The sequence below is a fragment of the Pseudoalteromonas tetraodonis genome (assembly GCF_002310835.1).
GTDB classification, from domain to species: domain Bacteria; phylum Pseudomonadota; class Gammaproteobacteria; order Enterobacterales; family Alteromonadaceae; genus Pseudoalteromonas; species Pseudoalteromonas tetraodonis.
Genome location: NZ_CP011041.1, coordinates 973,778 through 988,518, shown reverse-complemented (window position 1 = coordinate 988,518; position 14,741 = coordinate 973,778). Strand labels below are relative to the sequence as shown.

Annotated in this window: 17 protein-coding genes; all 17 read right to left on the bottom strand. The window is 40.8% G+C overall.

Going from position 1 to position 14,741, the window contains the following annotated elements:
* Window positions 1–3: 3 nt before the first annotated feature.
* The gene (locus PTET_RS04645; protein ID WP_013464394.1) at window positions 4–909 is read right to left on the bottom strand and encodes a FliM/FliN family flagellar motor switch protein; all 906 of its coding nucleotides are present in this window, start codon (window positions 907–909) and stop codon (window positions 4–6) included.
* Window positions 910–942: 33 nt separating this feature from the next.
* On the bottom strand, window positions 943–1,344 hold the full coding sequence (locus tag PTET_RS04640) for a PilZ domain-containing protein (protein ID WP_013464393.1): 402 nt from the start codon (window positions 1,342–1,344) through the stop codon (window positions 943–945).
* On the bottom strand, window positions 1,337–2,335 hold the full coding sequence (locus tag PTET_RS04635; protein ID WP_049775587.1) for a flagellar motor protein MotB: 999 nt from the start codon (window positions 2,333–2,335) through the stop codon (window positions 1,337–1,339). Before PTET_RS04635 ends, PTET_RS04640 begins: the two co-directional genes overlap by 8 nt.
* The gene (gene motA / locus PTET_RS04630) at window positions 2,335–3,198 is read right to left on the bottom strand and encodes a flagellar motor stator protein MotA (RefSeq protein ID WP_010391179.1); all 864 of its coding nucleotides are present in this window, start codon (window positions 3,196–3,198) and stop codon (window positions 2,335–2,337) included. Before motA ends, PTET_RS04635 begins: the two co-directional genes overlap by 1 nt.
* Window positions 3,199–3,215: 17 nt before the next feature.
* Window positions 3,216–3,938, bottom strand: a complete 723-nt coding sequence (locus PTET_RS04625; RefSeq protein ID WP_096038286.1) for a FliA/WhiG family RNA polymerase sigma factor — start codon at window positions 3,936–3,938, stop codon at window positions 3,216–3,218.
* A 9-nt stretch (window positions 3,939–3,947) separates the two neighbouring features.
* On the bottom strand, window positions 3,948–4,379 hold the full coding sequence (locus tag PTET_RS04620) for a flagellar basal body-associated FliL family protein (RefSeq protein ID WP_016899406.1): 432 nt from the start codon (window positions 4,377–4,379) through the stop codon (window positions 3,948–3,950).
* A gap of 25 nt (window positions 4,380–4,404) precedes the next feature.
* The gene (locus PTET_RS04615) at window positions 4,405–5,694 is read right to left on the bottom strand and encodes a flagellar hook-length control protein FliK (protein ID WP_096038285.1); all 1,290 of its coding nucleotides are present in this window, start codon (window positions 5,692–5,694) and stop codon (window positions 4,405–4,407) included.
* Window positions 5,691–6,026 (bottom strand): hypothetical protein, encoded by a 336-nt coding sequence (locus tag PTET_RS04610; RefSeq protein ID WP_096038284.1) that lies wholly within the window; start codon window positions 6,024–6,026, stop codon window positions 5,691–5,693. Before PTET_RS04610 ends, PTET_RS04615 begins: the two co-directional genes overlap by 4 nt.
* A 225-nt stretch (window positions 6,027–6,251) precedes the next feature.
* A complete protein-coding gene (gene fliS, locus PTET_RS04605) occupies window positions 6,252–6,638 on the bottom strand; it encodes a flagellar export chaperone FliS (RefSeq protein WP_016899403.1) in 387 nt (128 codons plus the stop codon).
* A gap of 6 nt (window positions 6,639–6,644) precedes the next feature.
* Window positions 6,645–7,943, bottom strand: a complete 1,299-nt coding sequence (fliD, locus tag PTET_RS04600) for a flagellar filament capping protein FliD (RefSeq protein WP_096038283.1) — start codon at window positions 7,941–7,943, stop codon at window positions 6,645–6,647.
* A 124-nt stretch (window positions 7,944–8,067) separates the two neighbouring features.
* Window positions 8,068–8,907, bottom strand: a complete 840-nt coding sequence (locus PTET_RS04595; RefSeq protein WP_016899401.1) for a flagellin N-terminal helical domain-containing protein — start codon at window positions 8,905–8,907, stop codon at window positions 8,068–8,070.
* A gap of 235 nt (window positions 8,908–9,142) precedes the next feature.
* Window positions 9,143–10,168 carry a flagellin gene (locus PTET_RS04590; RefSeq protein ID WP_096038282.1) on the bottom strand — a complete coding sequence of 342 codons (1,026 nt, stop codon included), beginning with the start codon at window positions 10,166–10,168 and terminating at the stop codon, window positions 9,143–9,145.
* Between the two features lie 26 nt (window positions 10,169–10,194).
* Complete coding sequence (flgL, locus tag PTET_RS04585; protein WP_013464386.1) at window positions 10,195–11,091, bottom strand: flagellar hook-associated protein FlgL; 897 nt, start codon at window positions 11,089–11,091, stop codon at window positions 10,195–10,197.
* A gap of 12 nt (window positions 11,092–11,103) precedes the next feature.
* Complete coding sequence (flgK, locus tag PTET_RS04575; protein ID WP_010391163.1) at window positions 11,104–12,411, bottom strand: flagellar hook-associated protein FlgK; 1,308 nt, start codon at window positions 12,409–12,411, stop codon at window positions 11,104–11,106.
* A gap of 6 nt (window positions 12,412–12,417) precedes the next feature.
* Window positions 12,418–12,879: a rod-binding protein gene (locus PTET_RS04570; RefSeq protein ID WP_013464385.1), complete on the bottom strand. Its 462-nt coding sequence runs from the start codon at window positions 12,877–12,879 to the stop codon at window positions 12,418–12,420.
* An 11-nt stretch (window positions 12,880–12,890) separates the two neighbouring features.
* Window positions 12,891–14,000 carry a flagellar basal body P-ring protein FlgI gene (locus PTET_RS04565; RefSeq protein WP_013464384.1) on the bottom strand — a complete coding sequence of 370 codons (1,110 nt, stop codon included), beginning with the start codon at window positions 13,998–14,000 and terminating at the stop codon, window positions 12,891–12,893.
* Between the two features lie 18 nt (window positions 14,001–14,018).
* The gene (locus PTET_RS04560; RefSeq protein ID WP_013464383.1) at window positions 14,019–14,741 is read right to left on the bottom strand and encodes a flagellar basal body L-ring protein FlgH; all 723 of its coding nucleotides are present in this window, start codon (window positions 14,739–14,741) and stop codon (window positions 14,019–14,021) included.

Below are 14,741 nucleotides of genomic sequence, written 5' to 3'. Positions count from 1 at the left end.
AATTTAATTACTCGTTGTATTGTTTGATAATTGTGTGATTTGAAATGCTAAGCCAGCCTCTTGCTCAACGACTTGGCCTTTAAATATTTGTTTATGCCCTAGATTAAATAGCGCCGCTTCATTAAGCTCAATCGGTAAGACACCGCCAGCAACACAGGCTTTTAGTTGTTTTAATGTGACTTTTTTCTTCGCCATTTCAATTTGGCCTTGCACTGCAAACTGTGCCCACATATCGGTATTGAGTGTGTCGCTACTTGCTGGGTCTTGCTCGCTATCGGCTGCGCAAAAAAAGCTAATTGGTAGCCATAAAAACCAACTTATTACTTGGCTTTCTAATATAAACCGCACTTTAAAAGCCAAATATTGTAATGCTTCTGGTAAAGCATGTGATTTTTGTATTTCACCTAATAGCGCAGAGCGTTCTCTAAATAATAAGCCCTGAATACCTTGCACTTGGCGTTGTAATAAACGGCCACAAATACGGCTCTCTGTTGCACTCAATTCATTCGTGGTAGGCGAGTAATCGTGGCTTGAATTATCTGAATTATTGAATTGCCCGCCTAAACATAAATCAGCTGTTTTATGAGCACTTTGAAAATCAAGCGCTAAGAAAGCTTCGCCTTGAGTGGGTGCAAATAAAGGACAGGCAAGAAATATTCTAGGCGATTCTTTAAACCAACTATTAATGGTTGAATGCGAACAAGGCGAAATTTCTACATCAAAGCGGCTGTCGTTAAATAATTGGGCAAGTTCTAACTCCAATGCTTTACGAATATTGACGTTTATTTGCGCTGCTTTTTGCTGCGCGTGTTCGTAGGCTCTTTGCTCTAGCGTTAGTGCAAATGGAGTAATATGCTCAGAATCTTTCGCTTTAATTAACTTTGCTTTAGCGCTTAACGTTTTACTCATATCACTGTATTTCCTGATTCATTTCTATGTTGCCTATGCATTGGTTTTTTTTGCTTTTTTTAATTGGGCTTGTAACTGTAAATGGTTAACTATATCGCTGCGTAGGCGCTCATTTTTACTTATCCACTCAACCCCTAAAAACACTAACTTGTCACTTACTTCGCGGCGGTACGTTACCTTGCCAGTCAATCGATTGGCTTTATCAAAAACCACAATAAATTTGTCAGGAATAGCCTTTTCAGCAGGCACTAATAAACCCACACCACCCACGCTAATGTCTTTTGCAACGCCATGACAAAGTGGAATATCAATAAAGCAGCGGCGAAGTAACTGTACGCCCACCCCGCCAAGCTGAACTGACTCTGGCTCGTAATTATCTTTGAGGTTTAAATTCCATCTTTTGTAACTTCGTTTAGTTTCTGATTGGTTACTCATAATTCTCTTCAAGGCGTAGCACAGGTTTATTAGCAGTTGCCGCACTGGCAGATTTTTTTACTGGGTTATTAATATTGCTATCATCAAACAACTGATTAAATTTTCCCTCTGCATCTTTAGTTAAAATAAGTAGTTCAACCCGTCTGTTTTCACTGGCTTTTTGGTTTTCTTTGTTCAGTGGTCGATTAGAGGAGAATGCATTTACTTGCAACACTTGGCTTGATGGCATTCCGCCCATGGTCATCACTTTTCTGGCCTGTTGCGCCCTATCGCCAGAAATATCCCAATTACGAGAGCTACCATCAATAAATAGGCTGGCGTCGCTGTGCCCAGAAATAATAATTTTGTTATTAATGTCTTTTACTAAGCCGCCAAGGTATAAAAACAGATCTTCAAAAAACGGAGTCATTTGCGACTTTGAGCGTTCAAACATTTGGTGGTGCTTGTCGTCTCTAATGATCACTCTGAGCCCCAAGGGCACTTCTTCAACTAGTAAGTTATTTTTTAGTAACTCTTCTTTACTGAGTTCATCAATACTTTCCAGTAATAAGCTCAGCTCAGATGAAGCTTCAAATTGGCTATCAATGGCTGAATTTAACTTCTCGCCTTGCCCAGCTTTAGGCTCAACGGTGCCATCGGGCACTTGTAATACTTCACTCATTCCAGGTTTTGGAGAGTCCGGAGGCGTAATTCCCGACTCTAAGTGCTTAATTACAGAAGGAGATCCCCCTAAATCAACGGGGAATGGGCTGTTTTGAGGATCAAAAATAGCGGGGCCACCATCAAAAATTGAGTGAGTTCGCATATAGTGTGCTATTTCTTCACGCTCAGATTCATTGGTGATCGCCATGATCCACATCACCATAAAAAACGCCATCATCGCCAAAGTAAAATCGGCAAAGGCAACCTTCCAAGCACCACCATGAGGCTTTTCGGTTGCTCTTCTACGAGAGCGTTTGATGACGATTTCTTGATTTTTGTTTTCCATCATTAAGCCGCCTTGTTAGTGATCCACTCTTCCATGGTGGTAAAGGTCGGTTTAATTTCTTCATTAATTAATTTTCGGCCTGAATCAGTCGCCACAATTGGCACGTGGCCCTTGGCATGAGCCACTAACATGGCACGCACACACTCAAACATTGCCACTTGTTTTTTTACATACTGCTCCATCGCAGAAGCAAGCGGTGCAATTAAACAATAACAGGCAAAAATACCAATAAAGGTTCCTACTAGCGCGGCTGCTACATGGTAGCCAATTTCACTTAAAGGCCCATCTAAGTGTTGCATGGTGATAATAATGCCGCCTACCGCAGCCAAAATACCAAAACCGGGCATAGCTTCAGCAATATTAGCCAGTGAGTGAGATGGCTTCAGGCGCTGCTCTTCAATGGTGTAAATTTCTTGCTCTAACATGGCATCAAAATCATGCGAGTTGATTTTTCCCATACTAAACAAACGTAAGTTATCGCAAATAAAAGTGACTAATTGGGGGAACTCATATACTTTTGGGTAGGCAAGAAAAATAGAGCTGGTTTCGGGGTTTTCAACATGCTCATCTAGGCCCTTTATGCCTTTCACTCTGGCTAAATCTAATAAAGAGTAAATAACCAGTAGCAGGTCGTGGTAAAGCTCAGAGGTATCGGTTCCTTTACCACTAATAAATTGATACTTTAATTGCGATAGCATTTCTGTCAGTACATATTTTGAATTACCCACAATTAGCGCTCCTAAGCCAGCGCCAAAAATGATTAAAAATTCGTATGGCTGCCACATAGTGGCAATGTTACCGCCGGCAAACGCAAAACCACCTAATACTGTTGCAAGTACCACTATTAACCCTATAACTCTTTGCATTCTTTATTCCTTAGGTATTAGATTTTTTGAAGCGCTTGTGTGAGCGCTTCAAGTGCTTGTTTATGAAGTTGGCAAACACGTGCCTCTGTTAAATCGAGTGTTAATGCTATTTCTTTCATATTCATTTCGTGCATGTAATACAATTGTAAGAGCAGCTTTTCTCGGGTATTGAGCTTGCTCATGGCCGCTTTTAGCGTAGCTGCTGTCTCTTCTTTGTCGTGTGTATGGGCACTGGTAAGCGCTAAATTAGGGTTAGCTTCTAATAGCGCTTCAAGGCTATCAAATGCCTCGGCTTGCTCACTGTAGTGCAGTTGAATAAGCTCTTTATGGCTTATGCCTAATGCTTCACACATTTCGGTGTCTGTTGCATCACGACCAAGCTGCTTTTGAAGTGAGCGGCTCATATCACGAAGCTGATGAGACTGCTGCCTTAGTTGACGCGGTCGCCAATCAACACGTCGAAATTCATCTAGCATGGCTCCACGAATACGCTTAAACGCAAATGCAGCAAACTTTTCATCTAAGTCGCGGCCATAGCGACGAATAGACGACAGCAAGGCAATAATGCCTATTTGATAAATATCATCGTTATCAACAATAACGCCTACTTGAGTGCGCATATGCGCAGCCGCTCTATTAACTAAAAAAGCGTACTGCGATAATAGTTGCGTCTCTTTTTGCGGTGTGAATATCACTGGCGGCTCGGTGACTAGCTCGCCCCACTCCTCTTGCAGCATCATAGCGATAGCCTATTGAATAAAGACATTCGTAATGAGTACATTATCTAGACGAACCGAAACAGCATTCGCTAAAACCAAATTAAACTGCTCGAGTAAGTCTTTTTGAACCGCATCGATATCCTTAAAAACAGCTTTTGCTTGGCTATGGCTCATGTTGGCAAACTGTTTTACCAGTACATTTCTCACTAGCGGCTCCATGGCCTCTGTTCCTGTGTTGTAAACTGATGGCGAAGTAACAAGTACCAAGTCGAGCACCAAATAACGGGCAATTGAGTCATCTGATACGCTTATAATAAAGCGCTCCATTTCGTGATATTCAACTTTACTAATGTCAGCTTGTTTACTCCCTTGAGATGAGTCACTGTCGTTAAAAAACTGTCCCGCAAAAAATGCAGCCGCAATAAGTGCTAATACGGTTAGGGGTATTATTATTTTTTTCACTTTTATCTCTCTTAATCCAAGGTAGTTATACTAATAAATCTAACCAATCTAATGGCGATTTTGCTGAGTGAGTGCTGGCTGTATCACTATGGGAGGGCGACTCGGTTTGATTATTTGCAATCTCGTTATTTTCAAGCTGCTGTTGCGACTGCTGCTGTTTATCACTTAAATTAACATCCACTGTGGTGGATGAGTTTTGTGATAATGACTGACGCAACTGATCTAAAGTTTGTGCTATAGCATCTCTCACCTGCGCATTACTCGTAGTTAAACTGACTGAGGTTTTATCACCTTCAATATTTATCGATATTTCAATACTGCCTAAATTAGGAGGATCTAATCTAATTTGCGCGCGTTGTAGTTGTTGGCCTATTTGCAGTTTTACCTTGTCGCCAAGTACATGTAATAAGCGCTGCCCCCACTCACTGGGAGCCTCTTTTAATTTTTCTTTATGCCACTCAAAGCTCTCTGGCGCGGGTGCGGACGCTGAAAATGCATTCACTAATGTTGATTTTTGACCCGTACTCTCGCGACTTTCTGTAAAGACCATTTTCGATTGCGCACTTTGTGACAATGCCGCAAGCTCAAGTTTGCTCAGCGACACACTCGGTTGTATGGCTACTTGCTCACTGGTTAGGCTACTTGATTGCGCTTGTGCATAAGTGTTCAACACTACCGAAGGTTGATTTAATCGATTCAAAAGCGCTTGCGAGTATAGTGTTTGTGGTGCTTTGTCTACTTCGAGTGTATTTAATTCTTTATTAACTACTGCATTTGCTGGCGTTACATTTATCGCCGCAGTAGGCGCAGCCGTGGTGGCTATGTTCATTGCAATGTTTTGCACAGGCGTAGTTTTAGCAGGCTCTTGAGTTACAAAGCTGTCTTCGCTCTGAGTCTCTAAATGCGTAGTCTGTAGCTGTTCATTAGTCACAAGCTGTGCTGTTGGTGTTTCCTCAGCCATTACTTCGCTATCTACACCAAGGTTACTATTTGGATTTAGTAAGGTTTTGACAGGCGCGCTTATTTTATTGGTATCAAGATTATAATTTGCGGTGCTAAAAAAATACGGATTTATTATTTCTTGTGTTTCTGCACTAGCATCTTCTTGCGCTAGTTGTTCTGAACTTTCTTGAGGTTGTTCACCTTGCACATTTTGCTGTTTTGTTTGCTGTTGCTTTGAAGAAAGCGTAAACGGCTCAAGCTCGCTCTGTAGTTCTTGCGCATCTGCAGGCGTACTACTTTTTAATATGGTTGGTTTATTAGTGGCACTGCCAAAGTCAGTCTTTGTCGCCATATTATTCGCTTGAATACTCATAATGACAGTCCTTGTTGTACTTTTTCATATGCCAGTAAGCCTTCTTTATCCTCTTGATGGCGCTGCATTTGCACTTTGATAGCTGCTTGCTTTTGACTAACCAGCTCAATTAAGTCCGCGTAGCGTGCTTTTAGATTGTCTTGTTCAGTTTTCATTGAGCTAAAGCAAGGCATACTTTGTAACTGTGCATAAAGCGCAAGTAACTGCTTATCGGCTGCTTTAACTTGATACCAATTACTCTCATGGATAGCATCTTCCATGGTGCTAAGTAATTGTTCCATTTTTTGAGCTGCGTATTTTTGAGAGTGTTCCATTAGCAATACTGAATTCATTATAAGTTCATATTTCTTTTAGCAAAAAGCAAGCCAATTTTAAGTTGTTGTTTTATATTAATAAATAAAATAAAAACCCAAAAAGGCGGAAGCGGAACTTCCACCTCGGAAGGAAGTGATGTGCTATTAATAATAAATAGAAAGATTATTTAAGCAGTAGAGGAAGTAAAAAATAGCCGTGTTAAAAATGAAAAAACCAGCTAAGGGTAGCTGGTTCTAATACGTTTATTGTGTGCCTAACCCTTGCCACCCTTCTTGCAGGTTGTTCATCACCACACGGGTGGAATCAATATAGCTCAAGTCGTTTTTTATACTCGCTTGCAATAACGCTTGCCCACAATGCTGATAAAGGTTTTGCATGTTTTGCGCTACTTCACCGCCTTTTTCAAGGTCTAATGAGGCCTCAAGCCCGCCTAAAATGCGCATTAGCTTTTCAATACTTTCGGCTTTTTTATCATGTCTTTTTTGTTTTATATGGCCGGTTACTCTTTCAAGCTCATCCGAAAAACCATCAAATAACATTAACACCAGTTTATGAATATCAGCACTGGCCGCTTTTGCATCTACCGATGTGCTTTTATAGGCTGAAAAGCCATCATTTAAATCTAACATCTATGTTTAGCTCCCAAATTGACCCATTGTAGATTCTAATTGCGCAATAGTCTGTTGCATTTGTGTAAACTGCGACAAGTAACGTTGGTACACTTGCTCCATCGACACTTCATGATCTTTTTGTTGCCTAGTGACTATATTTAAGCTCGCCTGCAATGATTGCTTTTTATCCGTCATCAAACCATAGCTTTTAGTGAAAGGCTCTACGCGGGTTTCTAGCTTAGATAACAACCCGTTTTCACCTGTCAGCATGCTAGTTAACTGCTCAGGGTTAGTAGCCATGGCTTCTTCAAGTTTTTTATTATCTATTTTTAAGTTGCCGCTACGATCAAACTCAATACCTACAGAGAATAAGGTTTTACCTTCAAACGTACCCTGAAAATCGTTGCGTAAAGAGCGAGCAAGGCCGGCAGCCATATTGTCTCTTTTTAAGTACTGATTACTGGTAATACCATTGGTGAGCGAATTAAATTTATCTACAAAACTTTGAATGTTTTCTTTAGAGCTTTCTTGATCTTGGTTAATTGATATATGAATTGGCTGATCGCCCGGCGACTGCGCCTGCGTTAAATCAATCGTTACCCCATCAATAACCGTATCGAGTTTATTACTGCTTGAAGTGATGGTAAGTGCCGAGTTAGCCCCTAGCTTAACAATCGCATCTTGCGCTAAGGTTAAATCTTGTTTGTTTGTTATAGCATTGGTGATATCACTGCCATTGGCATCCGCAGCTGGAGTAAAGCTCACCCCTACCTGATTAGCAGCACCCGACTCAGCACTGGTTAAGGTTAAAAACGTTTCGGTACCAGAGCGAACAACAGAGGCTTTAACACCGCTATTATCAACATGTGAGTTGATGGCATTAGCAACATCAGTTAATGATGCATCGGCGCCAAGGCTTGCAAAGTCAACACTAAACGCACTGCCTGCCAAATCGATACTTAACTCACCATCGGTGGTTAAAGCTTTAGCCGGATCAAAACTCAATGCCACTTGGTGTGCTTGTGCTAATTGCTCCACAAATACATCGTACTCGCCGCTGGCTGCTGTGCCAGTTGCACTCACACCTAATGCCGATGGATTGCTCACTGTGGCTGTGTTGGAAAATAAACTGCTGGTGTCTTTTAAGCTAGCTTGTAAGTCATCAAAAAAGCTTGATAATTTACTTTTCAAGCTATCAAACGCCTTAATTTGATTGCTAAAAAGGCTACTTTTAGTACTTAATTGCTGATCTTTAGCGCTACGCTCAATTTGTGTATATTGTGAGGCTAATTGCCCAGGATTGATTCCTATTGCAGAGCTCATTTTAATCTCCAAGCATTTTAGTTATAAGCAAAAAAATCTAGGGTAAATATTTTTACTTATGACTATAAACAATAATAGCTACACCCTTAGGTGTAGCTATGCATACTTAATTGATTAATCACTATTAACGAAGTAGTGAACCAATCATTTGTGTTGTGCTGTTAGCTGTGCTCAGTACCGAGATACCAGAGTTCATTAGCAATTGTTGCTTAGTCATGTTTGATGTTTCAGCAGCAAAATCAGCGTCCATTAACGTACCTACAGCAGCTTGAGTGTTTTGCTTCATGTTAGATACGTTAGTCATTGTATGGTCAAGACGGTTCATTGATGCACCAAGCGTTGAACGTGCAGTACCAATTTCGCCAACCAAAGTATCAACAAACGCAATCTGCGCTTGTGCTGTTGCAACGTCTGTAAATGCAGCAGCATTACCAATAGCCGTTGTCACATTCCCTAGCTCTGTAGAAATATCAACATTAAGGGTTTCTGCTGCACTTGAACCTACTTGGAAATTAACCGCACCTGCACCAAACTTACCAGCAGCTGCTAAAAGTTTAGTGCCATCACCAAACGACGTATTAGTCATGATGTTTGTAAGCTCAGTAGCTAGTGCTGTGTATTCTGCACTTTGTGCAGCCCACTCTTTTGCACCGTTTGTATCACTTGAACCTTGGGTAGCAAGTTCTTTCATGCGGTAAGCAATATTAGTCATTTCATCAAACGCACCTTCAGCAGTTTGCATCATAGACATAGCGTTGTTACCGTTGTATAAACCAGCGTCTTGACCACGTACTTGTGCGTTTAAGCGTGAAGCGATTTGTAGACCAGCTGCATCATCTTTTGCAGAGTTAATTTTAAAACCAGAACCTAAACGCTCAAGTGCTGTAGACAAATCGTTGTTGCTACGACCAAGTTGGTTTTGGATTGACATTGAAGCCATGTTTGATTGAATTGATAAAGCCATGTTTATTTCCTCTTTGAATTAATAGCTAAAGTAATTAGTGAACCTAAATCACCTTCTAATAACTAAGAGCGACCATATTTTTAATTACATAAACTTTTTTCTAATTATTTTTTTATTTTTTTAATCAATGTGTTCAAAAAAGGTAAATTAAGCGTTTTAGACTGGCTAAAAGCAGATAAGTGGAATAGCAGAAATAAAAAACGATGCAGCAATACTAGATTGCTGCATTAAAAAATTAAGTGAGAGAGTATTGCACCATATTACGAGTAATGTTTGCTTGCGACATAATCGCAGCCACACTATTTACACTCGGGTTTTGCATATGCTGTTTAACCCCTAAACTTAAAGCAAGTAGTTCATCGGTATTGCCTAATGAACTAGCAGAGTCAAGCTGCTCTAGTTGGCTTTGTAATTGCTGTTTTTGTGCCTGAATTTTTATTAAATTGGCCTTTAAATGACGCTGCGCAGTTTGAATTTGTTCACGATGCTGTGCAATAGAGGCATTTTTATCCGCTATTTTAGCAAGCTCATTAAGTGGGTTATCTAAATCATTAAGCTGCAACGAAATCGGGTTACCCGCCGCAACGCGCACACCTTGACCACTCATCACCCAAGGCTCTAAAAGTGGGGATGCATTTTCTTTTTGCGCACTAAAAAGCAGACGGTTTTCACGATTAAGCTCAACATTAATATGATGTGGTGAAAACGCATTTTGAATGGTGGTTAAATTGGTTTTTTCGTCTTGATAGGCGGGTAGCTTTAAGCTTAATGATTTGCCCGAACGACCCATCACTAACTGGATATTTTCTTCATGTGGACGTGCGCTAAGCAGGTCTATATTTGCATTAAGCTGTTTGCTAATAGCGCGATTTGGATCTGTTATTTTTAGCTGGGTATCAAGTCCTGAGCCTTTTTTATTTGCTATGTTTTGTAATGACCCTATTTGCACTTTAATTTGCTGTTGTTGCATAGGTTGTGGCTGAGTATTAGCAGCTTGGGTATTTAATTGTTGTGCTAATTTTTCAAGTCCCATATACAAATTACGAATAGTGCTTTCGCTTTGCTCGGCTTTTGCTAGCGCTTGACTCAGTGCCCCGCGCTGCGCCCAGCCAGTCAGTACTTTAACTTGCTCCTCTCTGGCAACAATTTTGTTTTTCCACAAATTGTTAGCAGAATCCTTTGTTGATGTAACGAGTGCATCCGATTTATTGGTATTAACCAAGTCAATTGCTTGCGCTTTTTCGCTACTTTTAACCAGCATAGTTAGTTCCTGAAAGTATTATAATTTTAAATGTATGAAAACAATGAAAGTTTACTTACTGTCGAGTAAACCTGCATCGATGATTCATACGCCGCCATAGATTCATTCATCGAAATAAACGCTTCTGGATAATCTACAGCACTCAAATCGTCCTGCAAGTTAACCGTAAATGTGGTGATATCTAGATTACTGGTAGTAATCGAATCAAGCGAAGCCATAGTAGAGCCTATGGTGGTCACTTGGCTACTAATAGTACCTAAAAAGTCAGCTAATTTATCTATCATCACCCGTGATTGATTGCCAACACCACCTGCTGGCGGATTATTTACATCAACAAGATAGTCTTGCATGGCATTTAAAAAACCTGCACCGGGGTCTAAATCATTACCTACGATATTGTTTTTTACACTTGAGTCGTCAGATACAGCGACTTCTCTGACAATATCGTCACCGGCATAAACATAATTACCCGTCGCATCAATTTGAAACGGTTTTTCATCGGTTTTACTACCCGAAAAATAATATTGTCCATCGCTGTCGGTTGCATTTAGTAAATCAACAATTGCCGGAAAAGCCACACTCATTTCTTGGCCGAGTGCTTTAATTTCTGCCTCGCCCATTGAACCATCAGCTGCGGTGGTAATTAAACTTTGCAGTGAATATATTTGGTTAACAATACCGGTTAGCTGTACTTCTTGTTGACCTAATGAAAAGTTAACTGCATCCATATTGGTTTTGTATTGCTCTAACGATTTTATTTCTGAACCTAGGTTCATGATCATTACAGTGCCAAGCGGATCATCTGAGGGCTTAAGAATACGCTTATTGGTTGCTAACTGAATTGATTTTTCGTTAAAGTTTTCAGTATTACTTTGAATGTTTTTGATTGAATTTAAATGAAACTGATGACTACTAACTCGCATAACATTGCCCTTTTAAAACATTTGCAGTAAAGATTTAAACATTTGATCTGCCGTGCTAATTACTTTGGCATTGGCACTGTACATTTGTTGAAAATGCATTAAGTTTGCCGCCTCTTCATCAAGGTTCACCCCGCTGTAGCTATCGCGCGCAGCAATGGCGTTTTCACTTAAATTAGTAGCGGTGGTAATGCTATTTAAGTTTTGCTTACTAGTAATAGCAAGATCTCCTACTAATAACGTAAACTTATCGCCTTTTCCTGCCATTGAAGCAACAATATTAGCAATATTAGAGTTATCACCAGGTCCTGAGGTACTACTGTCTTTAAAGCCAAGTTTATCAGTGGTGATCGCAGGGTTAATCTCAATCGTCCCTAATGGGTTTAATGGATTGTATGTAAACAGTGCTTCACCGGGGTCGTTATTTAAATCAAAACCACTTTGTAATGCGCCATTCATATCATCGGCAAGGTCGGCAACTAAGCTATTTAAGGTTGCAAGGGTTGGTTTTATTACATCGTTATCAACGCTTATTAAGCCACCAAATTGACCACCAACGTTTTTATCAAGGGTGAATTCTTGACCAATAAAGTTACTCGTTACTGTTGTTCCATTTACTGAGATTGATGCCGCTTTACTCCCTACCACCAGCGGGGCACCACTTAAGGTACTAATATCAATAAAGCCATTATCTCGCTCAACAATAGATACGCCAATATGCCCTGATAACTGGTTTACTAGGCGTTCTCGATTATCTTTTAACTCTGCGGTTGATTGCTTGTTTGCTGTTGCTAATCCAATGCTACTGTTAATTTCGGCTATTTGCTTAGTAATAGAAGACACATTAAGCGCCACATTACTCATTTGTGCATTTAACTTTGTTGCTTGTCCTGCCAAAGCGCCATTAATTTGCGCAATATCTTGCATAAAGCCCTCTGCAGAGGATAAAAATTGTTGCCTGAAAGCCTGTGAATCAGGCTTGGTTGCTGCAGCATTGAGTGCATCTGTTAGGCTTGCAAGGGAGTTATTTAAGTTTAACGAGTCGGTACCAATGATTTGCTCAATAAAACCTAGATATGACTGTTTGTTTTCATAATAAGTGGTATCAGAATTAGTGCGCCAAATATCGTCATTTAAAAAGGCGTCAACAACCCGATCAACAGACGCCACCTCAACCCCGCCTAAATATACATTAGAGGTTTTAAATTGAGCTTGCTGACGCGAATAACCCTCAACGGCTGCATTCGCGACATTTTGCCCTGACACAGTCAGCGCAATATTTGCAGCATTGAGGCCGCTTAACGCGTTATTTAACATAGACATAATTAACTACCTAATCGTATTAGCATTCAATGGCTGAACAAACGCCGACCCTGCATAAATATCATAGCTTTTGGTGGGTTCAACATTTTCAGCATCTTTATGATGATCATTAGCGACCAAGGTTTGGCTATTCTTAAATGTATTTTCTATCGGGGTAATTTTCTCATCAAACTGCTTAATAATCGCTTCGGCTAAACCCAATTGATGAGTTGAGGCCAAGTGCTGCGCAGTTTGGGCGTTATGCATGTCTCTAAATTGGGCTTGCTCGTTACTATTAAAAAAACCATTGTCACCGGCCATAGTTTTGGTGGTGCTGTCCATGCTTTTTAACACGAGTTGTAAAAAAATCGCTTCAAACTGCTCTGCCGCTTGCTTTACGCCTGCTTCACTGTTGCCGGTAATATTTTCTAGGTGAGTGGGGTCTATCGCTAATGACTGAGATAATTGGGTTGATGACTCTATTTTCATGGCTATTTCCTTTAAATAACTAATAGCTCGGCTTCTAGAGCCCCAGCATTATCTAGTGCAATTAGTATCGACATTAACTCGGCTGGCGTTGCGCCAAGTGCATTTACCGCTTTTACTATCTCATCTAATGAGGTGCCTTCAGGCCACAGCAGCATATTTCTTTGTTGTTGATCTACCGTGATATCACTTGATTGTGTAGCTGTGGTTTGGCCATTTGAAAACGGCCCAGGTTGCGACACTTGCTCTTGTTCGCTAATGGTAATGGTTAAATTGCCATGATTAACAGCCGCCTGATTCACCCGTACAGTATCGTTCATTACGACAGTACCGGTGCGACTATTAAATACGATTTTAGGACGCTCAGAGCCTTGCTCTACACTAATGTCTTGTAGCATCGACATAAACGTGTTGCGACTATTGGCATCGCTTGGCGCACTGACCACTAAACGCGCCCAATTTTCAGCAGTGGCCACATCGGGTCCAAATACTTTGTTTATTGCGCGCACGACATTGCGAGCAGTTTGATAATTTGGATCTTTTAAATTAAGAATCACATCGCTTTGGCTTTCATACATAGCCGTAACACTGCGCTCAATGATGGCGCCATTGGGAATAAGCCCCGAAGTAGGCACATTGACAGTCACCGAGGAGCCACTTTTACCACTGGCATTAATACCCCCTACCACTAAGTTACCTTGTGCTAGCGCATACACTTTGCCATCAACCCCTTTTAACGGGGTCAACATTAAGCTACCACCATGTAAGCTTTTTGCATCGCCTAATGAGTTCACAGTTACATCAATGGCTTGGCCTGGGCTTCCCATTGGCGGCAACGTAGCATGTACCGCAACAGCCGCTATATTTTTTGATTTTGGTAATCGTTCTTCATCTACAGAGACACCAAATTGCTTTAGCATATTACTTAATGATTGGCCGGCAAATTTCACTTGGGCTTTATCACCCGACCCCGGTAAACCTACCACTAGTCCGTAACCTACCAGTTGGTTTTCTCGCACACCTAGCACATCAACAATATCTAGTAATGGACGTGCTTTGGCGGCTACAGTTGCAGGCGCTAATAGGCTAAAAAAGCACACTAGCATTAATAGTAAATATTTCATTAAAACCTCAGTAATCCCTTAAAACGGATTTAAGAATCGGGTAAATAAAGTGGTAAACCAACCTGGGCGATTCGCATCTGCCAAAGTGCCTTTGCCGGTATAACTTATTTGTGCCTCTGCAATACGAAGCGACGAAACACGGTTACTTACATCAATATCGCCTGGGCGAACCAACCCTTCAATTTCAATGTATTCATCACCTTGGTTGAGCTTAATTTGCTTACGCCCTTTAATAACCAGCGACCCATTAGATAAAACATGATTAACCCGTACAGTAATAGCGCCACTGAGGAAGTTTTGCTGGCTGGCACTGCTTTCACCGTCAAACTTAGCACTCGAGCCTATACCCAAATTAAAATCAGCTACATTGAGTGCACCAGCTACTGGCACCGAAACATCCAAGTCGGTACTTTTATCTAAACTCGAATCGGCACTTTTACTCGATTGCGTACGCTCGTTAAGCACCACAGTTAAAATATCGCCAACCCGGTAAGCACGTTTATCTGCATACAAAGAAAACATATAGTTATCTTGAAATAAGCTACCATCTTGCTGATTCAAACCCTGTGCATAGGCATCTTGGCTTATTTCATAGTCTTGAACTGATTTTTGAGTGGTATTTTGTGGGCATTTCACTTCCCCATACACCACTTCACATTCCACCATTTGGGTTTTTGATGGAGTGTTGCTGCAACCAGCAACACCTAAAAGCAGCAAAAATAATGTTAACTTATTCATCAT

Excerpts from the sequence above, each read along its gene's own strand:
- fliD (WP_096038283.1), bottom strand. The coding sequence starts at position 7,943 with ATGAGCTCTGCAATAGGAATCAATCCTGGGCAATTAGCCTCACAATAT.
- PTET_RS04565 (WP_013464384.1), bottom strand. The coding sequence starts at position 14,000 with ATGAAATATTTACTATTAATGCTAGTGTGCTTTTTTAGCCTATTAGCG.
- PTET_RS04635 (WP_049775587.1), bottom strand. The coding sequence starts at position 2,335 with ATGATGGAAAACAAAAATCAAGAAATCGTCATCAAACGCTCTCGTAGA.
- PTET_RS04625 (WP_096038286.1), bottom strand. The coding sequence starts at position 3,938 with ATGATGCTGCAAGAGGAGTGGGGCGAGCTAGTCACCGAGCCGCCAGTG.
- PTET_RS04615 (WP_096038285.1), bottom strand. The coding sequence starts at position 5,694 with ATGAGTATTCAAGCGAATAATATGGCGACAAAGACTGACTTTGGCAGT.
- flgK (WP_010391163.1), bottom strand. The coding sequence starts at position 12,411 with ATGTCTATGTTAAATAACGCGTTAAGCGGCCTCAATGCTGCAAATATT.
- fliS (WP_016899403.1), bottom strand. The coding sequence starts at position 6,638 with ATGTTAGATTTAAATGATGGCTTTTCAGCCTATAAAAGCACATCGGTA.
- PTET_RS04560 (WP_013464383.1), bottom strand. The coding sequence starts at position 14,741 with ATGATGAATAAGTTAACATTATTTTTGCTGCTTTTAGGTGTTGCTGGT.
- PTET_RS04590 (WP_096038282.1), bottom strand. The coding sequence starts at position 10,168 with ATGCTGGTTAAAAGTAGCGAAAAAGCGCAAGCAATTGACTTGGTTAAT.
- PTET_RS04595 (WP_016899401.1), bottom strand. The coding sequence starts at position 8,907 with ATGGCTTTATCAATTCAATCAAACATGGCTTCAATGTCAATCCAAAAC.
- PTET_RS04640 (WP_013464393.1), bottom strand. The coding sequence starts at position 1,344 with ATGAGTAACCAATCAGAAACTAAACGAAGTTACAAAAGATGGAATTTA.
- motA (WP_010391179.1), bottom strand. The coding sequence starts at position 3,198 with ATGCAAAGAGTTATAGGGTTAATAGTGGTACTTGCAACAGTATTAGGT.
- flgL (WP_013464386.1), bottom strand. The coding sequence starts at position 11,091 with ATGCGAGTTAGTAGTCATCAGTTTCATTTAAATTCAATCAAAAACATT.
- PTET_RS04645 (WP_013464394.1), bottom strand. The coding sequence starts at position 909 with ATGAGTAAAACGTTAAGCGCTAAAGCAAAGTTAATTAAAGCGAAAGAT.
- PTET_RS04610 (WP_096038284.1), bottom strand. The coding sequence starts at position 6,026 with ATGAATTCAGTATTGCTAATGGAACACTCTCAAAAATACGCAGCTCAA.
- PTET_RS04570 (WP_013464385.1), bottom strand. The coding sequence starts at position 12,879 with ATGAAAATAGAGTCATCAACCCAATTATCTCAGTCATTAGCGATAGAC.